A 25572-nucleotide genomic window follows, 5' to 3' on the forward strand; every position below is an offset into this window, starting at 1 on the left:
GATATTTGTTTTGGGGAGTATCGTGTTTTTGTGGATGGTACTCCCCCTGCCTCTTGAGAAAATCAAGAATCTGGAAACCTCAGCCGTAGTCCTGGATCGAAGGGGAGAATGGCTGTGTACTTTCCTGTCTCCACAGGAAGAATACGTTTTCCCCGTGTCTCTGGAGGCAATGGGGAAATGGCTTCCCCTTGTGGCTCTGGAGCTTGAAGACCGCCGTTTTTTCATGCATCGAGGTGTTGATTTCCCAGCTCTACTCCGGGAATTTCTGAATTTTCTGGTTCATGGCAGGAACACATCAGGTGCTTCCACCGTAACTTCCCAGCTAATTCGCCTGGTTGAGCCCCGGCCTCGCAATATCTGGAGTAAATTTTTGGAGTTTGTACTTGCTTTAAAGCTGGAAAGCGTGATGAGCAAAGAAGAAATTTTGGAAGCTTATCTCAACTGGGTTCCAGTAGGTGGTAACCTGCGAGGCGTGGAAGCGGGAGGTCGCTACTATTTTGGTAAAGCAGCCCGAGAACTTTCTCTTTCTGAAGCCTGTGTTCTGGCAGGGCTTTTCCCAAGGCCTGAAAGATTGCGTCCTGACTTGCATCTGAGTGAGGCAATTAGAAAGCGTGATCGGGTGTTGCGGACTCTTTATCAAAGAGGGGTCATTACAGCGGAGGAATATCGCGGTGCTCTTTCTGAAATGGTATCTGGTAGGACCCATCCTTTTCCCCAACTTGCGTATCATGCCAGTTTGTGGTTGAGGGAACTCGTGGAAGAGCAGATTATCCAGAGCACCATTGATGGTCGATTGCAGGAGTGGATAGAGCGTGTAACTTCGAATTATCTGCTCTCTTTTGATAGCCAGATTACTCTGGCCTGTGTGCTTGTGGACAACCGTAATGCCGAAATACTGGCTTACCTGGGCAATGCTCGCTGGAAAGAAAAAACACCGGGGGGATGGGTGGATTGTGCCCGAGCTTTACGTTCTCCTGGTTCGGCTCTGAAGCCTTTTGCCTACCTTCTTGCTTTTGAGCGTGGGTTGCTGGTCCCTTCCTCGCTTCTTTCGGATGTTCCTTGGGGTTTTTCTGGTAATACTCCGCGTAATTTTGACGACAAATTTCGTGGTCCGGTAACCGTTCGAGAAGCGCTTGCTGCTTCTCTGAACGTTCCGGCGGTGCGATTGGGAAGAAAGCTGGGTTATGATTCTCTGCTTTCTTATCTTCGAGAAGCGGGCTTTTCTCATTTGACGGGTGATCCCCGCTTTTATGGAGATGCTTTGCTTCTTGGGGGGTGTGAGGTTAGTCCCCTGGAGATGGCTCAGGGGTATCTGGTTTTGGCCACTCTGGGTAAGTGGCGACCTCTTCAGATTTTAAAAGGAACCAGAAGTGTTCCTCTCTGGAAGAATTTGGCCACAGAAGAAGCTTCTTTCCTGGTTGCTGATATTCTCGCTGAAAGGATTCGTGAGGAAGGAAGTAGCCAAGGGGGTGACAGCCTTCTTTTTGCCTTTAAGACCGGTACTTCTTCGGGCTTACGTGATGCCTGGACCATCTGTTATCACCCTCGATACACGCTGGTGGTCTGGATGGGAGACCCACGGGGGCGCAGCCATATGGAACTGGTGGGTATTCGTGCTGCTTTTCCAATTGCTCGCAGGATTATGGCCTATCTTTTGAAGGGGAGCGGGGAATTTTACACTCCTCCTCTCGGGATTGTCTTTAGGGAGGTATGCCCGGTTTCTGGCAAGTTAAGTACCGAGCGATGCCCGGGTTCGGTGCTTGCGCCCTTCATCAAGGATGTCTCACCACTTGAGAAGTGCGATGTACATTCAGGACTTACTGCCGATACTGCCGATTTTGACTTTTCTCTGCAGGGTGTGTGGTATCCGCAAGCAGTCAGTATCGTTTCTCCTATAAGGGGCAAAAAGTATTTATTATCCAACCCGCAGGGAGTGGTGCAGATTCCTCTTTCTTTCGAGGGAGAAGAGGATGTTTTCTGGTTTGTGGATGGAGACTTTGCAGGCAGGGCACGACCCAGAGAGACCCTTTTTGTGGAACTTGGAAAGGGCGAACATCGAGTATCACTTTGTTCTCAGAAAGGGATGATAGAGGAAGTGCTTTTTGAGATAGGTCCTCCCGGGAAGGAGGTGGCTGGCGGGGAAATGTTATAATTACGGAAAAACATTTTCGACTCTGGGGTGCTGCACCTTTGTTGAAGAAAAGAAAAGTGATTACGCCCTTTTGTAGGCGAGTGTTTTTTGTTCTTTCACCTCTTTTGGTAGTTCTCCTGTGGATTGCATTTTTCCTGCTGGATAGATCGAATCCTGTTGTTCTTGCTCTATTTTTTCTAATTATGGGTGGGATATTGGGAGTAACCTTTGCCTTTCTCCTGCACTGCCTTTCCAAAAAGGAAGGTTTGTCTTTGCTGGAGAGGAACTTCCTGCTTGATTTTCTGATTGACAACACACCTGACCGTCTCTACGTTAAGGACCTTGCAGGCCGCTTCCTGTGGGGTAACAAGGCGTTATTGGAATATTTTGGGGTGAAAGACCTAAAAGATGTTGTGGGTAAAACAGACGCTGATTTTTTTGCTCCGCCCCACTCCAGGAAGACATTCTGTGATGAGCGACGCATCGTTGAGACTGGAAAAGGGCTTTATAACATAGAAGAACAGGAATTCTGGCCTGACGGAAAAACCACCTGGGTTTCTACCACTAAAATACCACTCAAAGACTGGCAGGGAAGAATTATTGGGGTGGCGGGGATTTCCCGGGATATAACCAGCCTCAAACAGCGAGAAGCAGAACTGAAAGAGAAAGAGCGCTTTCTGGAAAGCATTTTTGAGGGGGTACAGGATGGTTTATCGGTCCTGGATAGGGATTTACGGATTTTGAGAACCAACGCATTTATGAAAAAGCTCCTCGCTTTTGAAAGACCTCTGGAAGGGGAGAAGTGCTTCAGGGTGTATCAGGGAAGGAACAGCCCCTGTGATGATTGTCCGGCACTCCAGACTTTTCGGGATGGGAAACCGCACAGGGTTTTGCGTTCGCATGGGGTAGAGGGGCAAAAACGCTGGGTCGAGGTTATCACTTACCCCTGGTGGAATGCTCAAGGTGAAATGGTGGGTGTCATAGAATATGTGCGAGAGGTTACCGAAAGAGTTGATCTGGAAACCAGCTTGCGAGAAAGCGAGCAGCAATTTAAAAACCTGGCCGAAGTGGTTCCGGTGGGTGTCCTTATTTATCAGCAAGGACGCTACGTGTATGCCAACTCTCAAGCTACTTTGATAACCGGTTATGCTAAGGAAGAGCTTTTGGGTATGAGGGCTGACTACCCTGTGCATCCGCAGTTTAAAAAGGAAGTACTCGAGAGGATAAAGGAGCGGGAGCGAGGTAGGGGAGAGCGCGAGTGGTACGAAATAAAAATAATTCGGAAAGATGGAGTGGAACGCTGGGTGCTGGTTTCCAGCCTGACCTTTGAATACCAGAAGCGTCCAGCCGGTTTGGTTTCATTGGTGGATATCACTGAAATCAAGGAGAGAGAAGAGCACCTGTTGCGACTTAATACTTTGCTGCGCTTGTTACAAGAAATCAACCAGCGTTTTGCCCGTGGGGGCGAGAGAAAAGAGATCTTTGCCTTTGTGAGCACGCTTTTTGGAGAAATAAGCCCCTATGAGGGTGGATGGATATTTCTGGTTGATGAGAAAGAACCTTTCTTTTTTTCCTGGGGTTGCATTGATGAAGAGAGCGTAAAGAGGTCTTTATTTTCCGAGGAGCTTAGAAAGAAGTTTTCTCAGTTGTACTCTATTGAAACCCTGGTGGGTGCAGCGGGCAGGGATTGCCTTGGGTTCCCGATTATTTTTGAAGAAAAAGTTTATGGATTGCTGGTTATTGTACCTGGTGAAGCAAAGCTTTCTCAGGAAGAAAAAGTGCTTTTGCGAGAAATTGCCGCGGATTTAGGCTTTGCAGTGCGTAATTTTGAGCTTCTTGAAGAAGAAAGGGTAATACGCAAGGCACTTGAGGAGAGCGAGCGACGCTTTCGAAATTTAGCTGAAGCCTTACCCTTTTCTGTTCTGGTTATATTGAGGGGAAAAGTGGTTTATTTTAATTCTCAACTTATTAAGCTCATGGGACGTGAGAGGGAAGAATTAGAAGGTATGCCCGTTGAAGGTTTGTTTGGTCGCGATTTTGTGGAGAAGCTTAAAAGAATAGAGCCTAATTCTGGGTCACCAAACTTTGAATTTGCTTTCTATGCTCCTCGAGGTGGAATCAGGTGGTTCCTGGTCAGGGTAAATCCTTTTCCTTTTCTTGGTGAAGAAGCTCTCCTGTGCAGCCTCCTCGATATTACGGAGCGCAAAAGAAGCGAAGAAAAAATTCGTTTTTTGAGTTTTCACGATCCACTTACTGGTCTTTACAACCGAGCTTTCTTCGAACAGGAAGTGCGCCGTGTGGATGTTTCGGAGAATCTCCCTCTGAGCGTTATCATGGGAGACCTTAACGGACTAAAGCTTACCAATGACGCCTTTGGGCACGAGCAAGGAGACAAACTTCTCATTTTGAGTGCTCGCTTGATCAAAGAAGTATGTCCAAAAGAAAGTGTAGTGGCTCGTTTTGGAGGTGACGAATTTGTGGTTCTTTTGCCTCGTTGTAATCGGGAGCAGGCAAGGACCATTCTTGAAAATATCCGAAAACGCTTTGAGGAGGAAAGCCGAAAGAACGAACTACCCCTGAGTATTTCGCTGGGTTTTGCTACTAAGAGTACCCCTTCTCAGTCTGTTGAGGAGTGTTTGCGCATTGCTGAGAACTGGATGTATCAGCGAAAGCTCACAGAGAGTTCAAGTTTCCGCAGTCGTGCTTTGCAAATTCTGGAAGCTACTCTTCGCGAAACCACCTTAGAGACCGAGGAGCATTCCCAGCGTCTTGCCAGGTGGGCTCTGGTGCTGGGCGAAAGGTTCGGTCTCTCCGAGCACGAGCTCGATATTCTTTCCTTGCTTGCTCGCTTTCATGATATAGGTAAAATTGCCATACCTCGCCACATATTGCAAAAAGCAGGGCCGCTTACTCCCGCGGAGTGGGCGGTAGTTACCAAGCATCCTGAAACAGGCTTTCGTATTACTCAGGCTATTCCTGAGCTTGCTCCCATTGCCACTTTAATCCTTGCTCATCACGAATGGTGGAACGGAGAGGGTTATCCCCGAGGGCTCAGGGGTGAAGAAATACCGCTCCTTGTGCGGATTGTTGCTGTTTGCGATGCTTTTGATGTAATGATTAATGGACGTCCTTACAAAAAGCCTCTTTCAGTTGAAGAGGCACTTTTAGAACTCAAGCGCTGTGCGGGAACACAATTTGATCCTAAAGTTGTAGAACTTTTTGTAGAGCTGGCTAAAAAAGATCCTGCCTTCATACAGGAAATATTGGAACAATAAATAGAATAGCTTTATTATCTTTTGGTTCAGGAATTTCCCGATGGGGCCTTCGCTCGAGCGTCTGTATAGTATAATTTTCCTATATAATTTGGCTGAGTTTAGTAAGGGAGGAAAGTGAAATGGTAAAAAACGTGGGAAAGGTTCTTTGGTTAGTTTTTCTTTGTGTGCTGGTGGGAACTCTCATTTCTGCGGCCTGGGCACAGGAGAAGACCATCGCTATGCTCACTCCTTATCTTGCTTCAGTAACCACCAATCAGATGATAAAAGCCTTTGAAGAAGAAGCCAAAAAGAAAGGATGGAATGTGATAACCATCGACACCAAGGGCGACTTTGCTGCTCTGGCAAGCCGCATGGAAGACATGATTGCTCGCAAGGTGGATGCAATTGTTCTGGGTATGGCAGACCCGGTCCAGCTGAAAGATCAAATTAAAAAGGCCAACGAAGCCAATATTCCGGTTTTGGGTGGTGATGCGGGCTGGATTCCGGGAGTAGCCTGCAATGTGACTTCCAACAATTATGTTATGTCGGCAATGATGACCACCTATCTTTTTAACGCCATCGGTCTTGAGGGGAATATTGTCGTTTTTACTCATCGCCCTCACCATGGAGTACGCAAGAGAACCAGAATTCTAGAAGCCATTCTTGAGGAGAATCCCAATATAAAGGTGATTACTGAGCATCACGTACAGGTTCCAGGACCTATTGAGGATGCTCGTAAGGCCATGGAAAGCATTCTCATTGCTAATCCCCAACCAGGTTCAATTAAAGCGGTGTGGGCTGCCTGGGATGAGCCTGCTATTGGTGCTACCCAGGCTATTATTGCTGCCGGACGGGAAAAAGAAATAGTGGTAGCTGGTATTGATGGGACCAGCCAGGCCATAGAACTCATTAAGAAAGGTTCACCACTTATTGCTACTGTCTCACAGGATTTCGTTGCCATGGCGAAAATCCTGGTAGAGCAACTGGAGCGGATTTTTGCTGGGCAAGCACCGACTTCGATTGAGATTTACGCACCGTCAGAGCTCATTACCAGAGAATCTCTGGAATAGTTTTCCTTTTGAGGGCCCTTGAGCGAGGGTCCTCCTTTGTGCGGATATGAGTGTATTGCTGGAGCTACACGAGGTTACCAAGGTTTTTCCAGGTGTCGTGGCACTTGATGCAGTTAGTCTGGAAGTAAGAGCAGGGGAAATACATGCACTGATAGGGGAAAACGGTGCCGGAAAAAGTACTCTGGTAAAGATTGTAAGTGGTGTACATCCTCCAGATAAGGGTTTCCTTCGCTGGAGAGGTGAGAAAGTAGTTTTTTCTCATCCTTCTCAGGCTCAAAAGCAAGGCATTTTTGCCATCCACCAGCAGCGCCAGCTGGTGCCCTTTTTTTCTGGCTATGAAAATCTGTTTGTAGGTCGTGTTTATCCCCGAAAAAAAGGTGTAGTAAGCTGGAGGGAAGTTAAAAGTACTGCAGAAAGTCTCAAGAAGCAACTGGGCGTGGAAATCGATCTTTCTCTTCCAGCTTCAATGCTCACCCCAGCAGAAGGAACGATGGTCGAGATATTGCGTGCATTGCTGGTGCGCGCAGCGTTGATTATTCTCGATGAACCAACTGCTGCGCTCTCGGAAAACGAAGTGGGCAAGCTCTTTGAGATTATCAGACAATTGAGAGAACAGGGTACATCTTTCCTGTATGTTTCGCACCGCCTGGAAGAAGTTTTTGCTCTCTGTGATCGAGTCACTATATTGCGCAATGGCCGTTTGGTGAAAACCTTAAGCACTTCTTGTACCAGTAAGCCCGAACTGGTAGCTATGATGGCTGGAGAAGGAGCTGCAAGCGTTTTCCCTCCTCCTCCTGTTCCACAAAAACAGGAAGTTCTCCTCTCCCTTCGTCAGCTTTCTACCGAGGACGGGAAAGTTAAGGAAGTTACTCTGGAGCTTTATCGGGGAGAGATTTTTGGACTGTTTGGACTGGTTGGTGCAGGGAGAACTGAGCTTCTTGAGGCCTTGTATGGATTGAGAAAGCTCGCCCAGGGCGAGGTGTACTTTCAAGGAAATAGATTGGCTGTTCATAGTCCTTATGAAGCTATGCGTGCTGGTTTTGCTCTGGTTCCTGAGGACCGTATTCGCAGGGGGGTTATACCTTCTCTTTCGGTACGGGAAAATATAACCTTACCCGTTATTAAGCGCTTTCGTTTTTTGCCTTGGCTTCCTGTTCCTGAACGGAGAAAAGAGAAAGATTTCGTGAGTCGGATGATTCATCGTTTGCAAATTAAGGCAGCAGGAACGGAACAGATGGTAGCCACTTTAAGTGGTGGTAATCAGCAAAAAGTGGTTCTTGCTAAATGGATTGCTCGTGGAGCACAGGTGTTTCTGTGTGATGAGCCGACACAGGGTGTTGATGTTGGTGCGCGACGGGAAATATACGAACTTCTCTATCAGCTGGCTCAAGAAGGAGCAGGAGTTTTACTTGTTTCTTCAGACCTTGAAGAGGTGCTCACAATTAGCCATCGAGTGGGGGTCATGGTTGGAGGACATTTAATCAAAGTATTGTCTTGCCAGGAAGCGTCGTCTCGAGATATTCTTTCTCTTTGTTATGGTACAGAGAACGGAAAGGGTGAGAGTGGTGCGCAGTAAATCCATGTTTCTGTCTTCTTACGGAACGATTATTGCACTTTTTATTGTATTTGTTGCCTTTTCTCTTTTGAGTCCAGGTGTTTTTCCTACCCTGCGCAATCTGCTCAACATTACCCGCCAGATTTCGCTGCTTGCCATTATCGCTACCGGGGCTACCATCATTATGACGGTGGGTGAATTCGACCTTTCCATTGGTGCTATGGCCAGCTTTGGCGGGGTTTTAGCAACTGGCCTGGTGGTAAGCGGAATGGCTATTCCTCTGGCCATTTTATTGACGTTGTTTTTTGCTTTTCTTTTCGGCTTGGGCAATGGATATCTGGTAACCCGTTTTGGAGTTTTTTCCTTTATTGCCACTCTTTCCAGTGGAACTATGCTGAGTGGCCTTACCTTCTGGTACACTGGTGGAGCCACCATTTTTGGGGGTATTCCGGAACCCTTTCTGTGGTTGGGCCAGGGAATGCTGGGTCCTTTACCTGTTCCTACCTTGCTTATGTTTTTAGTGGTAGCGCTTTTTTGGTTCCTGTTGAGTTATACTGAGTTTGGACGCCGGTTGTATGCTATCGGTGGTAACCCGGTAGCAGCAGAACTTTCCGGAGTTCGGGTAGCGCGGGATAAAACTTTTGCTTTTGGGTACACGGCGCTTCTTGCTGCTTCAGCCGGCGTAATTCTTGCTTCTCGCCTGGGTTCGGCTCATCCTACTGCAGGTGGAAGTTTATTTTTGCCTTCTTATGCGGCAGTCTTCCTTGGAATGACCACGGTTCGTGGTGGTTTCCCGAATGCTTGGGGCACATTTTTGGGAAGCCTGATGATTGGCATCATCGCTAACGGTTTAACCATTCTTAATGTTCCTTTCTATCTTCAGGACATCGTTACTGGTGCCATCGTTATTATGGCAGTTGTATTTCAGAGCCTGGGTAAAATCGCTTTGTGAAAAATTTCTGGGCCTTTTGGAAGGAAAGCAGGATGCCTGATGAAAGATTTTATTTTGGCTGTTGATGCTGGAACGAGTAGTCTCAAAGCAGTGGTTTTTGATTTTGAAGGGAGAGAAATAGTATCGGTGAGCAAGGATTATCCCACCCGCTTTTCTGCTCCAGGCGAAGTTGAGCAGGATCCGGATAGCTGGTGGGATGCTCTGGTGTTTTGCTTGCATCGTCTCTGGGACAAGGGCATTGTTCCACAAAGTATTGCCGGAGTTTGTGTTACCGGACAAATGGAACTTTGTCTCCCCCTGGATTTGAATTATAAACCCCTTTACCCGGCAATCCTTTGTTCTGATATGCGAGCCCAGCAGGAAATGGATTTGGTGGCTGAAAGTATTGGTTGGGAAAACTTCTGGGCATACACAGGTAATTTTCCCCGTGCTTCAATGACTGTTGCTAAAATTTTATGGCTCAAAAAGCACCTTCCCGATGTGTATCGTGCAACCCGGGTTGTGGTAAACAGTTCCAAAGATTATTTGCTCTTTTGTCTTGCAGGGGTACAAGTTACTGACCCTACCAGTGCTTCGACCACCGGCATACTAAATATTCGAAAACGAACCTGGGAAGGCGAAATACTCAAAGCGGCTGGCATTTCGGTTTCCCTTTTACCACCGGTTCTTGCTTCGACGGAAGAAGTGGGTTCCGTAACTCCTGAAGCTGCACGGGCTACCGGCTTGCTGACTGGTTGTCCAGTGTTTAACGGGGCTGGTGATGCTGGAGCCTCAAGCCTGGGGGCTGGCGTTTTCGATCCTTCAAGGGCCTATTGTTACTTGGGCACCACAGGTTGGGTGGCTACCGTAGATAATTCTTTACCCGTAAAACCCCGAAAAGGGCTTTTCATACTCTGCGATCCGGATCCGCAGTATTATATACTGGTTGCTCCTCTTTTGAATGCGGGCCGGGCCTATCGCTGGGCGATTGAAGCTCTGGGTTATGAGAAAGAGGGAGGCTATGCTCGGGCAGAAGAAGAACTTAAAACGGTTCCCCCGGGAAGTGGAGGAGTTATCTTTCTTCCTTATCTTCAGGGAGAGCGTAGTCCGTTTTTTGATCCGCATGCTCGTGGGGTCTTTTTTGGGCTTTCCGAGACAACCGGGAGAGCGGAAATGGTGCGTGCTGTTCTTGAGGGAGTATCCTTTGCTATTCGTCAGCTTATTGCTCTTCTGAAGAGTCGGGATAATGGAGAAAAACTAAGCTTTCTTACCCTTATTGGTGGAGGTAGTCGTAGTACAGTTTGGCCTCAAATTCTTGCTGATGTTTGCGGTGTGGATGTTGCGGTTTCTGAACGAGGAGCTGGTGCTACCTGCTTTGGCACCTTTCTGATCGCTCTTTCTGGTTATCGTGGTTTTCTGGACCAATCACTGGTTAATGGAATCCTTGGTGAAAGCCGGGTGTATAAACCTTCCTGGGAAGCGCAATCAGTGTATGAGGTGCTTTTCCCGCTTTATGAAAAGCTGTATCCTCTCCTGAAAGATACTTTTAAAGAGCGGGCTGAGCTTGGTTTTTGAAGTTTCAAAACAGTGGACATTAGACATCGCGTTGTTTTTGGGCCATTCCTGAAAAGTTGTTTCTTTTTCGATTGGCTCTCCTCTTTTTAGAACCTTTTCTATCTTTAGCCTACATTGTTAATTAAACATCTAGCCCGAATTTTTATAGAGTGGCATCCTGGGTACAGGGTGCAATCAGAATACGCAATGGCAAGATGTAGCTGTGAATGTTGCTTCTCTTTGTTTGTAAATTTTGAAAATTATTTGAAAACAAAAAAATTTTCAGAAAATATTTATATTTATCAGAAAAAGAGTTAAAATTATTTCAGGTGATCACTTTGGTGCGGCCTACTTTGAAAGAGATAGCCCGTAGAAGCGGAGTTTCGATAGCCACCGTCTCGCGAGTGCTGAATGATACTGATAACGTGCGAGAACAAGTGAAAGAAAAAGTTTGGAGAGTGGCAAAAGAACTTGGGTATCGACCTCCCCGTTCATTTAGAAAGCGAGTAGGCAAAAGCAAAGTCATTGCCTTGATGATTACTGACATCGCTAATCCCTTCTTCCCTGAGATAGTGCATGGAGTAGAGGATGCTGTTTTTGAGCACGGCTTCAGTGTTAGCCTCTGGAATACTCGTGAGGACCCCCAACGAGAAGAGCATTATTTGAGGACTCTTCACAAAGAAAATGTTAAAGGCATTATTTTTGGCGCTTCAAGAATTAAAGAGGAGTATATTAAGAGTACTTTTGAAAAGGGTATTCCATGTGTAACCATAAATCGGATAGTAGAGGGTATTCCTCATGTTGTTGCGGATTATGAAGAGGGTGCCTATCTGGCCACCCGTTACCTCTTGTATTTGGGTCACGACCGTATTGCTTTGATTAATGGCCCGGCTAATGCCCAAACCAGCAAGTGGCGTGAAAAGGGTTTTCGAAAAGCATTTACTGAGCAGAACAAGGAGATTGATGAGCGACTTTTGAGCTTTAACCCACCCCTCATTGAGGGTGGATATGTTACTGCCTTGCGTCTTTTAAAAAAGGAGATGCAGCCTTCAGCTATTTTTGCTTATAACGATTTAGTAGCACTTGGTGCTATGAAAGCTATAAAGGAGAGTGGCCTTTCTCTGCCTCGGGATATTTCTCTCATAGGGTATGATAACATTTTTCTCTGTGCTTTTCTTGACCCTCCACTCACCACGGTTGAACAACCCAAGTATTTGATGGGCAGATTGGCTGCTGATATGCTCTTCAGGATGATTGAACGTGGTAGTGTTGCGAAAAAGAGCGTGCGCCTTAAGCCCCAGCTGATTATTCGTGGTTCCTGTGGAGTGAGAGGCTAAGGAGGTGGTGGCTGATAATTTGCAGTCAGAGTGAATCCCTTATCTTGTTAGTAAAACCTTAGGAAGGAGTGAATACCATGCGGAGGAAGGTTCTATTTATTGGGGTATTTGCAGTGGTTTTTCTGATGATGGTTCCGGCCTTTGCTCAGGAAGTGGTGAAATATTGGATGTGGCTTGATGACCCCACAGATCGTACTGTGTGGGAAATGGTGGAAGAGTTTAATACTGCCAATCCAGAAATCAAAGTGGAAATCGAAAACATTCCCCTTAAGGATTATCACGATAAGCTGGTTACTGCTTTAAGCGCTGGAGCAGGACCTGATGTGGCACGATTTAAGGATTGGTGGTTGGGGGAATTCCACGAAGCAGGACTGCTGGAGCCTCTTTCTGAGTATATTGCGAATTGGCCTGGTAAAAACGATGTAATTCCCAACCTCTGGAATACGGGCAAAATACCTGGAGAAGAAGAGATCTACATGATGCCCCATCAGTTTATCACTTTCTACCTTTACTATCGTAAAGATTGGTTTCAGGAAGCAGGGCTGAAACCCCCAGTTACCTTTGATGACTTTTTAAAGGCAGCTCAGACCCTGACCGACCCCGAGGCTAATCGATATGGTTTTGGACTGCGTGGAGGTAGCGGAGGTCAGGACCAGTGGTTAGCTTTTATGGTTGCAGGAGGTGCGCGGGTAGTTGATGAAACGGGAAATATTGTCATTAATTCTGAAAAGGCCGTTGCAGTTAATCAGTGGTATATTGACCTCTACCGCAAGTACAAAGTGGCTCCACCCAGTGCTCCTACCGATGATTATGCCCGAATTACTGGGGCATTTAAGGCTGGTATTACGGCCATGATTGCTCACCATGTGGGTTCTTCGGTAATCATGACTGAGGCCTTGGGAGACAAAGTAGGAGTAACGCACATTCCGGTTGCGGATCCCGCTAACCCAGCTACTATGGCTACCATGAGTGGCAACGTTATTTTTGCCACTTCAAAAGTAAAGGATGCAGCATTTAAGTTTCTTTCCTGGATTACTGAGACTGAACAGATGGACCGCTGGAGTCGTTCCCGAAACGGGCAGTTACCGGTTTTAAAATCTGTAGCCGTGATGGACTATTATAACCAGAATGAATTTTTCAGGATTTCTCTCGAAGCAGCCGACTTTGCTATCACTTGGCCACCACTACCTGGAGTTGGTTATGTTGCAGCCAGTGTGTGGCAAGTGAATATGCAACGAGCATTACTTGGAGAAATTTCCAGTAAAGAAATGCTGGACGCCGTTGCAGAGGCCCTGAAGGAGCGCTAAAAAATGCCTATGGTTATGGGGCGGAAGGAGCGGTGGCTTTTGCCGCTCCTTCTTCTTACTCCTGCTTTTGCTTTGATGATAGTGATTGTTGCTTATCCTCTCTTTCAAGCAGTGCGCCTTTCTTTTTTTAAGGTTTCTCTTTTGCGTCCAGATTTGGCGAAACTGGTCTGGTTTGATAATTACTTGAGGATGTTCAAGAATGAAGTTTTTTATCGAGCTTTTTTAAACTCACTAATCTGGATTGGTGGTTGTGTTTCTATTCAATTTGTAGTGGGCTTGTTCGGAGCGCTGCTTTTGCGCTGCAAGTTTCCTGGTAGGGCACTGGTTCGCGGTTTAACTCTTATTCCTTGGGCCACGTCCAGTGTGCTGGTGGCTCTCATGTGGACCTGGATGCTCGACGGAAACTATGGGGTGATCAATGACCTACTGACCCGTTTTGGGATTCTAAGCGGCTATGTTCCCTGGCTTGCACAGCCTAACACTGCACTCTGGGGAGTTATTATAGCCAACGTTTGGCAGGGAGCCCCCTTCTTTGCAGTAATGTTACTGGCAGCCATGCAAAATGTTCCTGCAGAACTCTATGAAGCTGCTTATATCGATGGAGCAGGAAGAGTCAAGCAATTTTTTTATGTTACTTTACCTTTAATTATGCCCACCATTATTATTACCACTATGCTTCGCTTGATCTGGACTGCCAATTATATGGATCTTATTTTAATTATGACTGGAGGTGGTCCAGGTTATAGCAGTATGACTATGCCGCTCCTTGCTTACATTACTGCTTACAAAAGGTTGAGGGTGGGCGAGGCAGCGTCTATAGCAGTTTTTCAGGCCATTTTTCTAATCGTTGCTATTGGGGTTTACTTGCGTATTTTGCAGGGAAGAGAGAAGGAGGAGATGTTTATTGCTTAAAAACAAGCTTCGAAAAGCTTCTTTTATGATTGTGCTGTTTGTAGTTTTATGGCTTACTTTTATTCTCTTTCCTTACCTGTGGATGTTTAATACTTCTCTTAAGCCCCAGGACGAGCTTTATAGTTCGCCAATACGCTATTTCCCATCCAAGCCTACTTTTTCTGCCTACCGGTTGCTAATCCAGACCACTCCCTTTTCCCGTTATTTCGTAAACAGTTTGCTGGTTGTTGGGGGCACCATACTTCTTTCTGGCAGTGCTGCAATTGCTGCAGCCTACGCTTTTTCACGTTTCGATTTTCTGGGTAGGCGCAAGCTCCTATCGTTTTTTCTGGTTAGTCAGATGTTTCCCGCTGTGTTGCTGGTGCTCTCGCTCTTCTTTATAGTGAAAAGCTTGGGTTTAATTAACACTCCGTTTGCGCTAATACTTTCTCACAGCACCTTTGCTCTTCCTTTTACCACCTGGTTGATGACCGGTTTTTTGAACTCTATACCCCGGGAGCTCGATGAGGCGGCAACCATCGATGGAGCAAACCGCTGGCAGGTTTTTCGTTATGTGCTTTTGCCTCTCTCAGCACCGGGCATTGTTGCCTCATTGACCTATGTGTTCATTTTTTCCTGGAATGAGTTTATTTATGCACTTACTTTCACTTCGGATACCGCTGCTCGCACTCTTCCAGTTGGTTTGCATTCTTTCATGGGAGAATACATTATTCGTTGGGATTTGCTGACTGCAGGGGGTGTGCTTACCTGTCTTCCTGTAGTGTTTTTCTTTACCCTGGTACAGAGGCACCTGGTACAGGGACTTACTGCGGGTGCCGTTAAGGGTTGAAATCACCTTTCTAATTGGTGGACTAAATTTTCTACCTTTTGGATGTATTGGTGTACCGGGAACTTTCTCTGCATGCCGTTTAAGCTCATGTATCGTACTTTTCCAAAAATGGGTCGTTCGGAAAAAGGCCGGTCGTGTTTACCAAAACACCAGGCTACTCCTGCAAAGCTGTTGGCATCTCGCCCGTCCAGTGCGTATTTATTGTTGAGATACAGGGCTATACGAAAAGCTTCCTGCGGTGTTTCGCTCCATTCCAGTATCTTTTTACCCCAGTACATTCTGACATATCCGTGTATCTTACCAGTTAATAGCAGTTCTTTTTGCGCGGCATTCCAGAGCTGGTCATGGGTTTTTGCGTGTTCAAGCTCTTCTATGGAATAAAGGTACTTCCTGAGGTCTTTGCTGTGTTTTGTAAGCGTTTTCCAAGACCAGCCAGGAAGAGCATTCCAGGAATCATAATTCGAATTGTAGAATACGAAATTTGCAGCAAGTTCTCTACGTACAATGAGTTCTTCTATGTAAGCTTCTTGAGAAGTGGGTTCACCGCAGTCAGCGTTTACAACCTGCAGAGCTATAAAAAGTGGGGAAATTTGCCCAAAGTGAAGATAGGGACTCATTTCAGAAAGTACATTTTTAGTGGGATCGTTGCGCCACTTTACATAGTAGGGCAATTTTTGTGTCACAAAAACTCTTAGCTTTCTCTTTGCTTCTTCGGTACCCCCTCTCAAATTCACGGGGGGAACTGTTTTGTCGATGGGTAGAGTTCTGATCAGATCTTCAATATTTGATAGCTCAGTTTCCCACTCGAATGGTCGTAGATCCAGAGAACTAAATTCGGGTTGTATTTCTTCAACTGGTCGCATGAAGCGCTTGAGTAATTTGCGTATTTTGGGTCGCAAGGTATATGCTCCGTATTCTTCATGGTCAGACGCTACCTCCACAGGAATCACAACTTCGCTTTCTGCCTGCCATAGGGGACAAGGTAGATTTTTCGCAGCTTGCTCGCGCCATGTTCTTTGAATGCGCAAGTAACCGCGGTCCACGATGGCGAGAACAGCCCTTTTCGCTGCTTCTACGACACCAGTATCTGGGGAGCCAATTTTGACAGCCATTTTAATTCCTCGTTTGATAAGTTTTGCTCTGGTTTCTTTTAGGCCTTCCAGCATGAATTGGTAGTGTCGTTGATTAGCCTCTGGAAAATCAGCGGTGAGTCCAAAGAAAACAAGGAGAGGCTTCCGGAGTATGTTAGCCTGCAAAATGGCATATTCAAGAGCATGGTTCCATTCTGCTCTTTGGGAGGCTTGCATCCAGTAAAGTAGGTAATCACCCCTATGGCGGATAGGCGAATGGTTCAAATACTGTATTCTTTCTTCTTCTACCAGGTTTTGTTTCATAGTTTGAGGTTAGAAAATTGGAAATCTTTGGTTGCTTAAGAGCACCTACTTTTTTTCAAACAGCTTTAGATATTCGCCGTATCCCTCTTTTTCAAGGTCTTCTTTAGGGATGAAACGCAGGGCAGCAGAATTAATACAGTAGCGCTTGCCTGTAGGTGGTGGTCCGTCGTTAAAGACATGGCCAAGATGCGAATCGGCGTATTTGCTGCGTACCTCAACACGGTTCATTCCTGCACTACAATCAGGAATTTCAATTATATTTTCAGGTTCCAGCGGTTTGGTGAAACTGGGCCATCCAGTTCCTGAATCGTATTTATCAAGAGAGCTAAAAAGGGGTTCTCCAGAAACTATATCCACATATATTCCCTCACGTTTTTCATTCCAGTATTCATTCTGGAAAGGGGGTTCAGTGGCATTTTCCTGAGTTACGGCATACTGGAGAGGAGTGAGCTTTTGGCGTAGTTCTTTTTCGGTAGGCTTGCGAAACTGGAGATATTTTTTCTCTGTAGAGTCTTCATTATTCCAGTACTTTTCCTTAAACTCTTTGCGTCCCGAACCAGCGCTGTATATTGCATAGTGGACTGGGCACTTTTTGTAATAGTCTTGGTGGTAGTCCTCTGCTGGATAAAAAATGGAAGTGGGACGAATTTCGGTCACGATGGGCTTGGAGAATTTCCCGGATTGCTCCAGTTCCTTTTTAGATTTTTCTGCAAGTTCTTTTTGTTCTTCGTTGTGGTAAAAGATTGCTGTTCGGTATTGGAGCCCTCGGTCCACAAACTGACCTCCAGAGTCAGTAGGGTCAATGTTTTTCCAGAATACTTCCAGAAGCTCTTCGTAGGATATTCGCTGAGGATCGTAGGTTACTCTTACCGCTTCAAAATGTCCAGTAGTACCTGAACATACTTCTTCGTAAGTTGGATTCTCTTTATGGCCTCCTGTGTACCCTGAGATAACTTCTATCACGCCAGGCAATTCTTCGAAAACGCTTTCCATACACCAGAAGCAACCTCCAGCGAAAGTGGCGCTCTCGTAACTTATGCGTGAACACCAACCCTGTGCCCAAGCGTGTTGAGTTAGAAAGAGGGCAACAAAGATAGTTGCTATTACTAAAAGCTTCAAGGCAATCACCCCATCATATTTATGAATTTGTAAGAATAATTTTCAGTTTTTTATTCCCCCGTTATAGCTAAGTGGAAGCTACCGACCTTAAGTGCCGAAATATTTTGCAAAACATCGAGCGGCTGGAAAAGACGAAGCGGGATGTGGTTTTTGGCGGATGTTTCCTTGTATCTCAAGCGATGGTTAAGGGGTTTCCCCCGCTCTTTTTGGATATTGGAGCGATAGAATACGGTCTATCCGAAAGGTACGCTCTTCGCCCCTTGTCTGGCAGAATGCTCGCAAGCCCAGAAACTCTTTTCCCTGAAAACACATGGTTCCAATTTCCAGGGGAGTAATAATCCGGCGGCTTTTTTCGTCATTTCTTTTCAAATAAACTATTTCCAGTGTTTTTCCTTTTTCTCGTGCTTCTTCAAGAAAGGCAACTTTCTTTTCAAGCGGCAAGTTTGCTTCTGCTATTTTGTATTGGTACTCAGTGAGAAAGCGAACCACTGCTTTGTCCATACGGATGTGACCTTTTCGGATGGGTTTTTGAAGGACAATACCTTCTAAGGTCCTACAGCGAGAGAGCGCCACATAAAGCTGTCCATGGGCGAATGTTCCTCTGCTGAGGTCAATAATTACCCGGTCAAAGGTGAGTCCTTGACTTTTATGAATGGTAATTGCCCAGGCAAGCCGCAGAGGGTACTGGGTGAAGGAGCCGATTTTTTGAGTGTTGATGCGGTGCTCGTGTTTATCGTAATAAAATTCAAACATCTCCCAGGTATATGGTTCTACTTCAACCGGTTCACCGTTTTTGAGAGCAAGGACTATCGCTTCTCCTGTTTTTTGCTTTTGAAAATCAACTATCTGACCGATGGTTCCGTTGACCCACCGCCCTGAAGAGTCGTTGTTGAGCAACATCACCTGGGCACCCTCTTTCAACCGCAGATTTGGGTCGGTTGGTAAGTCTGCGACTGAGCAGTCCCCGTTTATAGTGCCCGTGTACACTTTTTCTTTTCCTTTAAGCATCTCCAGCCTTTTTTGGTTGATTTTTCGTGCGTTTTCGTTAGTGGTTGTAAGATAAACTGCGAATTCCTCTTTTTCTGGAAGGTACCCAGGAATGACTCGCTTATTGAGGAGCTCCAAGTCTTCTTCGCTTGCCGTATTGTTTCGAATCCGATTCAATATACCAATGAACTGCTCATCACGCTGGCGGTAAATTTTTTCCAATTCTACAAAAGCAGGGTGAGCCTCCTGAAAGGATCGAGCGCTGAAAAAATAAGGGCTCTGGTAATGTTCTTGAAAGAGAACTTTTTCGCCTGGTTTTACCACTGGTGGAAGTTGATATAGGTCTCCGATGAATACCATCTGGATGCCACCAAAAACTTTGCCAGGTTTCTTGCCAAAGCGACGCAGGAAAGTATCAACACAGTCAAGGAGATCAGCTCGAACCATGGAAATTTCGTCGATTACAATAGTATCGAGATTTTTATACAGTTCCCGGTTAGCTGGGTTCAGCGATTCCACCACATCCAGCGTTACATCAGGGCGAAACCGAAAGAAAGAATGAATAGTTTGCCCCTGAACGTTAATGGCTGCCACTCCGGTAGGTGCCAGTACAGCCAGGCTTTTCTTAGTGTTTCCTCTGAAATACTGCAAAAGAGTTGACTTTCCTGTTCCTGCCCGGCCGGTGATAAAGACCGACTGCTGGCTTTTTTCCATAATCTCCAGGGCCTTCATAAATTCTGAGTTGAATTCAAGATCCTTTGGAAAAGTCATGGTAGAATCACCAACACCCAGCTGAAAATAGTTGCCGGCTTTGCCTTTTAACTACTGTGTCTATCGAGAACTTTTGCATTCTATACTATTTTTATGGTATTTTGTGGGTTCTCCTGCATGTTCTTCCGGCTTTTTGGGTTTTAAAGGAGCATAGTTTCCTTTTCAAGATAAAATTTCCCCCTATACCATTTTAGCATGGGTTGTTGCCGATTTGTGTAAACGAATTAAGGTGGGGTAAGGTCGGTCAGAGCATTCGTGTTTCTGGAAAAATCTCATGTCTTCCTGGTTATGGGAGAGTCATTGATATTTCTACGCTTTAGCTTCCAAACCCCGTTCCAAGAAATATCCTGGGTTCCTGTGCTGCAAGGAAGAAAAATAACCGCGCTATGCCTTCTGGGTAAGTAAGGGCGAGAAGCATAAAAGGGAAGAGAAGATTTTAAAAAATGTACCTTCAATAAGTTGATGCTATTCAATGTAATTTGGAACATTGACAATGTTTCTTAAATAAGGTACTTTTTTAGTAGATAAAAACAGGTAAAGAGTTTTGTTGATTTTTTATTTGCTCTGGTTATGATATATCAGATATTGGATAGTAGATCAATTTGGGTTTGGGGGGTGGTGCTGACTCTTTAAAAAGCTTTAATGTGTATTGCAGTGTAGGATTTTTTACGGGCCAGGAATGCTGGTGACAGTTAGCAAAAAATCGTTACTGAAAAATGTCAGAAGGGGAGGTTATTCATGAAAAGTTTCAAATGGATTTCGGTACTGGTTGTTTTAACCTTTGTTTGCTTTCTCCTTGCGGGTTTAGCGATGGCTGTTCCCAAATATGTTTTGAAATTTAACCATGTTTTGGGTGCAGCCGAACCGTATCACGAGGGTTTTTTGAAATGGGCCAAGGCTGTTGAAGAACGGACCAATGGCGATTTGAAAATCGAAGTATATCACAGCGCACAGTTAGGAGTCGAGGAAGACATTTTGGAACAAATCAGGGCGGGGGCAAACATTGGTCAAAACACTGATTCAGCGAGAATGGGTATGTATGTACCTGAGATTGCAGTTATGAATGCAGCTTACTTCATTGATTTCATGGGTGCTAAGACACCGGAAGAAGTTATGGAAACACTCAGAAAGATCAAAGAATCGGAAGTCATGAAGAAGTGGCTTAGGGATCTCGAGGAGAAATACGGTTTTAAGGTGCTTTCCTTCATGTGGGTTCAGGGCTACCGGCATTTTATAACTAATAAACCCATTCGGACTCCCGAGGACCTCAAGGGTTTGAGAATCAGAACGCCGGGAGCGCCTATCTGGCAGGAATCAATTCGCGCTCTTGGGGCACAGCCAGTAGCAGTTAACTTTGGAGAAATCTATACAGCCGTGCAGACCAAGGCGGTTGATGGTGCTGAGTTGGTATATGCTAATGTTGTTGCTGCCTCTCTTTACGAAGTTTTGAAATACATGTCGGAAACAGGGCACATATTGCTGATTAACTTTGAGGTGGTCAGCTCTAAATGGTTTAACAGCTTGCCGCCTGAATACCAGCAGATTCTGGTTGAAGAATGTGATAAAGCTGGCGTGGAAACCTCGCTTAAAATAATGCAAGAACTCGAAGAATCTTTTAAGCAGCAGGCCATTGAAAAGGGTCTTCAGGTTATCACTGATGTTGATAAGGAAGCTTTTATGAAGGCAGCAGAAAAAGCATACGAAAAGCTCAACTTGGTTAAGACACGAAACGCGCTTATGGAAGCAATTAAGGAGGAATGAGCGGAGAGTTTTTGATTTTAATTTTAGTGTGTGTCTTGTGGAAGCGAAGCAGGGTGACAATGAATAAACTGCTGAAAGGAAAATGCATACAAATAGTGGCAGCTTGTTTTGAGTTGGCATTCAAATGCTTTGCTGTGGAAAGGCCCAACCTGAAAGGTTGGGCCTTTGGCATTTAGCCAGAATGTGTTTTTTGAGGGGTGGTTGGTGGTGCATAAAATCGATTTTTATCTTCTCAAGTTTGAGAAAAATGCTGCGAAGGTTTTGGTTTTGTCCATGGTGGTCCTGGTTTTTGCTTCGGGCATTGCCCGTTTCCTTCATTACCCTATCAACTGGGCTGTAGATATCAGTACCTTCATGTTTGCCTGGGCCTGTTTTTTTGCGGTTGATGTAGCCTGGAGAGAGAACAAAATGATGAGGGTAGATCTCTTTGTCAAAAGGTTTCCGAAAAGAACGCAGAGGCTTTTCAGGCTCATCAACTATTTCATAATAATGGCTTTTTTGGTTTATCTGGTGATTTGGGGTTCTTACCTTTCTTATACCACGCGGTTCAGGACTTTTGTGGGCATACCGGGTTTTAGCTACACCTGGGTCACCCTCAGTGTACCGGTGGGTGCGGCACTAATGTTTAGAACTGGCCTTTTGAAGATCAGAAGCGAATTTTTGAATTTACGAGAAGCTACCAGGGCTTAGAGGAGGATTGGCAATGCTTGTAGTTATAATTGCCTTTGTGGTTTTTCTTCTTTTGGGAATGCCTGTAGCTTTTGCAATAGGCATATCCGGATTTTTGTGGTTTTTGCAGCATTTAGACCTCCCTATTACCATACCCATTCAGGTTTCACTCTCTCAAACCCAGAGCTTTACCTTGCTGGCCATTCCCATGTTCATTTTGGCGGGAAATGTTATGAACAGTGCCGGGGTTACCAGAAGATTGATGGATTTTGCTTCTACCCTTACCGGGCACATGCGGGGTGGTCTGGGTCAAACCTCGGCTGTTCTTTCCACTCTCATGGGTGGTGTTTCTGGGTCCAGTATTGCAGATGCTGCTATGGAAACTCGCATGCTTGGTCCGGAGATGATTAAAAGAGGATATCCCAAAGGTTTTGCAGTGGCAGTGAATGTATGGACTTCTCTGATTACCCCAATTATTCCTCCGGGAATTGCTTTCATCATTTATGGAACTATTGGTCAGGTTTCAATTGGTAGACTCTTTGCGGCGGGTATTGTCCCGGGGGTTCTCTTGATGGTGGCTTATATGTTTGCCATAGGGGTTTCTGCAAAAAGAATGGGCTTGCAACCGGAAAGGGAAAAGCGAGCCCCGGCAAGTGCCATGGCAAAGGCTTTTTCGAGAAGCGTCTGGTCAGTTATTTTCCCGGTGCTTTTGATTCTTGGTTTGCGAACTGGTATTTTTACCCCTTCGGAAGTGGGTTCGTTTGCCGTAATCTATGGTTTGCTGATAGGTTTTTTGTTACATCGTGAGTTAAACGTGAGAACCATGTTTAACGAGACTCTTGAGCATTCTATCGGTGATATCGGGAGTGTTATGTATATCATCGTCATGTCGGCGATTTTCAGTTACGGCCTGGTCTGGGAGAGGATTCCCGAGGTTATGGCCAACACCCTGCTCGGGGTTACCACCAATCCCCATTTGTTGCTTTTGACTATTGTGATTTTCCTGGTTTTTGCTGGCCTTTTTATCGATGCTACTGCCTTGATACTTATGACCACTGCTGTTTTTCTGCCTGTGGCTCGCAAAATTGGCATAGATCCAGTTTATTTTGGTTTAATGTTTATTCTTTCAGCAGCAATGGGCAATCAAACTCCTCCAGTGGGTGCGTCGATGTATGCTGGCTGTTCTATTCTTGATGCATCTGTAGAGGAGTACACCCGGGCTTCCTTGCCCTTTTTTGTGGCTACCGTAGCGGTGATCATTTTGTTGATCTTTTTCCCACAGCTGGTGTTGATAATTCCAAACCTTATATTTGGATAGGGGGTTAGAGCATGAACTTTCAGGATAAAGTTGTACTGATTACTGGAGCTGGTTCCGGGATAGGGCGCAAAACAGCGATAATGTTTGCAAAGAGGGGCGCAAAAGTGGCAGTAAACGATATTTCTCTGGAACGAGGAAGTGAAACCGTAACACTAATTCAAAGTGAAGGGAACGAGGCTGTTTTTGTCGCTGGTGACGTATCGACGGAGGCTCAGAAGATAGTCGAGGAGACGGTGCGTGTTTTTGGAGGTCTGGATATTCTGGTTAACAATGCGGGAGTGGTGCCCTATGGGAATGTAGAGGAGACATCTGAGGAGGATTTTGAAAAGACGATGGCAGTAAATGTGAAGGGGCCGCTTTTACTTTCCAAGTATGCAGTTCAGGAGATGAAAAAACGTGGAGGAGGAGTAATAGTCAATGTCTCTTCCGAAGCCGGCTTAATAGGTATCCCTCGTAGATGTGTTTATAGTGTTTCCAAAGCGGCTTTGCTGGGTTTGACCCGATCTTTAGCGGTTGATTATGTGGATTATGGCATAAGAGTAAACGCTGTTTGCCCGGCTACTACTTATTCCCAGGGACTTGCTGAACGTATCAAGGCCTCTCCAAATCCTGACGAGATGTTACAGAGAATGGTGGCGAGAATCCCCATGAAGAGATTGGGGAAAGAGGAAGAAATAGCTTTTGCGATTCTGTTTGCGGCCTGTGACGAAGCTTCTTTTATGACTGGAAGTGTGATCAATATTGATGGCGGTTCTACAATGGTTTAGGGTTCGCGGTTTTAAAGTTGAAGTTTTTTGGGATAGCCAGGATCTGTGGCTTTTGAAAAAGAGATAGGAAGCTTTTGTTGACAGATGTGGCCTATAATACTAAACTAATATATCAGATATGATGTTCTTTTAATAAAGGGTGTTTACTGAGAATATGGGTCCTCAGAAGCTGGTTCGTGAAAGTATTGCAGAGCAGATTTATGCCATTATTAAGGAAGAAATCCTTCTTGCTCGACGTAAGCCTGGAGAGCAGTTAAACCCTCGTAAACTGGCAGAGGAGTTTGAGTCGAGTGTTATGCCGGTTCGAGACGCACTCAAGCAGCTGGTTGATGAGGGTCTGGTGGTGCGCAAGCCCCGAGTAGGGTTCTTTGTGCGTTCTTTCACTCCGCGAGAGGTAAGGGAAATCATGGAAGTGCGCAAGCTTTACGAGCTTTACTGTCTGGAATCTTATTTTGATTGCATAGATAAAGATAGACTGCGTTTCTTGCTTGAACGCTGTCTCTCCCGGGATTGGCCTGCAGTCAAGAATCCAGAATTTGATCGCCTGGATGATGACATTCACGATCTAATTGTTAGTGCTTCTGGAAACACGTTTTTGATAGAAAGTTACAATAACATAAAAGACAGGATATTTTTGATTCGCCATCTTGGGGAAAGTCAGGCTCGTCGGGCTAATGAAGAGCATGTACTTTTGATTCAGGCCATTTTGGACGGTGATAAGGAAAGAGCCAAAGAAATTTTACAGGCTCATATTGACAGGGTTACCTGTGAAGTTTCCCTGTAAAGTTGGTTTTTATTTCTTTATTTGTTGATATATCAGATATCACTTTTGGGAGACTGGGGGTGGTGGTATAGGGTAACTTCTGAGAATTGGTAGTTGAGGTTTTAAAAAATTTTGAGAAAGGAGTGAACAGTTTTGAAGAAACTTTTAATTGTTAGTTTGGTTTGTGTTGTGCTTTTCGGTATGGTTGCAGGTGTAAGGGCACAAAGCTGGCCTGAAAAAGAGGTGGAAATTATTATTCCCTGGTCGGCAGGAGGCGCAACCGATGTTTTGTTCAGGACAGTGGCCAAGTATTTTCCCAAGTATGCCAACGGAAAGCAGTTGATTATTAAAAATGTTCCTGGTGGCGGTTCAGCGATAGGTTATGGAGAAGGTGCTAAGGCTAAACCCGATGGATACACGCTGGTTGCTGCAGTAAATCCCATCATTACCAGAGCATTAATGGGTCCTGCTCCCTATCACCCGATAGAGAGTTTTGACCCGGTATGCCTTCTGGTGAAAAATCCCTGTTACATGTTAGTGAATAGCAAGTTGAAAAAGTGGAATACCCTTGCTGAGCTGGTCGAGTATGTTAAAGAAAATCCAGGATTAGTTACGGTTGGTAACGGTGGAGCTGGTGGTGGCAACCATCTGGTAGCACTGCGTTTTGAGAACGCTTTTGGTCTCAAGTTTATTCATGTGCCCTTTGCTGGTGGTGCTCCTTCCATCAATGCTTTGCTTGGAGGACATGTTGATGCAGTGGTTGCTTCGTCTCCTGAAGGATTTCCTAATGTCGAAGCAGGAGAACTCGAGATGCTTGCGGTTTTTGCTGAAGAGCGATTAAAGAAGTTTCCTCAATTTCCCACAGCTCGAGAACAAGGCTATGATTTCACGGCCTTTATGTGGAGAGGTGTGGTAGTACCAAAAGGAGTTAGCCCTGAACTGATACAGCAGATTGCTCAGGTTTTTAAAGCAATTATAGAAGACCCGGATTTCCAGAAAGATGCCGAAAATCTGGGACAGAATCTGGTTTACCTTGACCCGGAAGCTTTTAAGGAACACATAGCTTCAGAGCTTGAACGGTACCAGGAGATTATTGCGAAATACGAACTCGGAGAATTTTACAAATAAGGTTTTAGGCGCTTC

The 25572-nt window shown here is 45.4% G+C and carries 19 protein-coding genes; 16 read left to right on the plus strand and 3 right to left on the minus strand.

Annotation, left to right across the window (positions count from 1 at the left end; all coding sequences use genetic code 11):
* The first annotated feature begins 34 nt into the window (after nucleotides 1-34).
* The 10 genes from pbpC (at nucleotide 35) to QBE54_RS02050 (ending at nucleotide 14880) form a co-directional block, all read left to right on the plus strand.
* Complete coding sequence (pbpC, locus tag QBE54_RS02005; protein WP_369019374.1) at nucleotides 35-2152, plus strand: penicillin-binding protein 1C; 2118 nt, start codon at nucleotides 35-37, stop codon at nucleotides 2150-2152.
* A 182-nt stretch (nucleotides 2153-2334) separates the two neighbouring features.
* On the plus strand, nucleotides 2335-5406 hold the full coding sequence (locus QBE54_RS02010) for a PAS domain S-box protein (RefSeq protein WP_369018692.1): 3072 nt from the start codon (nucleotides 2335-2337) through the stop codon (nucleotides 5404-5406).
* Nucleotides 5407-5525: 119 nt separating this feature from the next.
* Nucleotides 5526-6455, plus strand: a complete 930-nt coding sequence (locus QBE54_RS02015; RefSeq protein WP_369018693.1) for a sugar ABC transporter substrate-binding protein — start codon at nucleotides 5526-5528, stop codon at nucleotides 6453-6455.
* 46 nt (nucleotides 6456-6501) lie between these two features.
* Nucleotides 6502-8031 carry a sugar ABC transporter ATP-binding protein gene (locus tag QBE54_RS02020; RefSeq protein ID WP_369018694.1) on the plus strand — a complete coding sequence of 510 codons (1530 nt, stop codon included), beginning with the start codon at nucleotides 6502-6504 and terminating at the stop codon, nucleotides 8029-8031.
* Nucleotides 7991-8962, plus strand: coding sequence for an ABC transporter permease (locus QBE54_RS02025; RefSeq protein ID WP_369018695.1), 972 nt, complete (start codon nucleotides 7991-7993; stop codon nucleotides 8960-8962). The genes QBE54_RS02020 and QBE54_RS02025 overlap by 41 nt, the downstream gene beginning before the upstream one ends.
* Before the next feature lie 39 nt (nucleotides 8963-9001).
* Nucleotides 9002-10516, plus strand: coding sequence for an FGGY-family carbohydrate kinase (locus QBE54_RS02030; protein ID WP_369018696.1), 1515 nt, complete (start codon nucleotides 9002-9004; stop codon nucleotides 10514-10516).
* Between the two features lie 308 nt (nucleotides 10517-10824).
* The gene (locus QBE54_RS02035; RefSeq protein ID WP_369018697.1) at nucleotides 10825-11832 is read left to right on the plus strand and encodes a LacI family DNA-binding transcriptional regulator; all 1008 of its coding nucleotides are present in this window, start codon (nucleotides 10825-10827) and stop codon (nucleotides 11830-11832) included.
* A gap of 77 nt (nucleotides 11833-11909) precedes the next feature.
* Entirely contained in the window at nucleotides 11910-13139 is a 1230-nt protein-coding gene (locus QBE54_RS02040) for a sugar ABC transporter substrate-binding protein (RefSeq protein WP_369018698.1), read from the plus strand.
* A 3-nt stretch (nucleotides 13140-13142) separates the two neighbouring features.
* Nucleotides 13143-14051: a carbohydrate ABC transporter permease gene (locus QBE54_RS02045; protein WP_369018699.1), complete on the plus strand. Its 909-nt coding sequence runs from the start codon at nucleotides 13143-13145 to the stop codon at nucleotides 14049-14051.
* Nucleotides 14044-14880 carry a carbohydrate ABC transporter permease gene (locus QBE54_RS02050; RefSeq protein ID WP_369018700.1) on the plus strand — a complete coding sequence of 279 codons (837 nt, stop codon included), beginning with the start codon at nucleotides 14044-14046 and terminating at the stop codon, nucleotides 14878-14880. The genes QBE54_RS02045 and QBE54_RS02050 overlap by 8 nt, the downstream gene beginning before the upstream one ends.
* 2 nt (nucleotides 14881-14882) lie before the next feature.
* Here QBE54_RS02050 and QBE54_RS02055 read toward each other — a convergent pair whose 3' ends face one another.
* The 3 genes from QBE54_RS02055 to QBE54_RS02065 form a co-directional block, all read right to left on the minus strand.
* Nucleotides 14883-16274 carry a deoxyribodipyrimidine photo-lyase gene (locus tag QBE54_RS02055; protein ID WP_369018701.1) on the minus strand — a complete coding sequence of 464 codons (1392 nt, stop codon included), beginning with the start codon at nucleotides 16272-16274 and terminating at the stop codon, nucleotides 14883-14885.
* Nucleotides 16275-16319: 45 nt separating this feature from the next.
* Nucleotides 16320-17267, minus strand: a complete 948-nt coding sequence (gene msrB, locus QBE54_RS02060) for a peptide-methionine (R)-S-oxide reductase MsrB (RefSeq protein WP_369019375.1) — start codon at nucleotides 17265-17267, stop codon at nucleotides 16320-16322.
* A 309-nt stretch (nucleotides 17268-17576) separates the two neighbouring features.
* Nucleotides 17577-19151, minus strand: coding sequence for an AAA family ATPase (locus QBE54_RS02065; protein WP_369018702.1), 1575 nt, complete (start codon nucleotides 19149-19151; stop codon nucleotides 17577-17579).
* A gap of 738 nt (nucleotides 19152-19889) precedes the next feature.
* Here QBE54_RS02065 and QBE54_RS02070 point away from each other — a divergent pair.
* From QBE54_RS02070 to QBE54_RS02095, 6 genes are all read left to right on the plus strand, one after another.
* Nucleotides 19890-20912, plus strand: a complete 1023-nt coding sequence (locus QBE54_RS02070; RefSeq protein WP_369018703.1) for a C4-dicarboxylate TRAP transporter substrate-binding protein — start codon at nucleotides 19890-19892, stop codon at nucleotides 20910-20912.
* Nucleotides 20913-21119: 207 nt separating this feature from the next.
* Nucleotides 21120-21602 carry a TRAP transporter small permease gene (locus QBE54_RS02075; RefSeq protein ID WP_369018704.1) on the plus strand — a complete coding sequence of 161 codons (483 nt, stop codon included), beginning with the start codon at nucleotides 21120-21122 and terminating at the stop codon, nucleotides 21600-21602.
* A gap of 13 nt (nucleotides 21603-21615) precedes the next feature.
* Nucleotides 21616-22899 carry a TRAP transporter large permease gene (locus tag QBE54_RS02080; protein ID WP_369018705.1) on the plus strand — a complete coding sequence of 428 codons (1284 nt, stop codon included), beginning with the start codon at nucleotides 21616-21618 and terminating at the stop codon, nucleotides 22897-22899.
* 11 nt (nucleotides 22900-22910) lie between these two features.
* Complete coding sequence (locus QBE54_RS02085) at nucleotides 22911-23666, plus strand: SDR family NAD(P)-dependent oxidoreductase (RefSeq protein ID WP_369018706.1); 756 nt, start codon at nucleotides 22911-22913, stop codon at nucleotides 23664-23666.
* A gap of 154 nt (nucleotides 23667-23820) precedes the next feature.
* Entirely contained in the window at nucleotides 23821-24450 is a 630-nt protein-coding gene (locus QBE54_RS02090) for a GntR family transcriptional regulator (protein WP_369018707.1), read from the plus strand.
* 132 nt (nucleotides 24451-24582) lie between these two features.
* On the plus strand, nucleotides 24583-25557 hold the full coding sequence (locus tag QBE54_RS02095) for a Bug family tripartite tricarboxylate transporter substrate binding protein (RefSeq protein WP_369018708.1): 975 nt from the start codon (nucleotides 24583-24585) through the stop codon (nucleotides 25555-25557).
* The last annotated feature ends 15 nt before the right edge of the window (nucleotides 25558-25572 follow it).

Source organism: Thermatribacter velox, from assembly GCF_038396615.1.
GTDB lineage: Bacteria > Atribacterota > Atribacteria > Atribacterales > Thermatribacteraceae > Thermatribacter > Thermatribacter velox.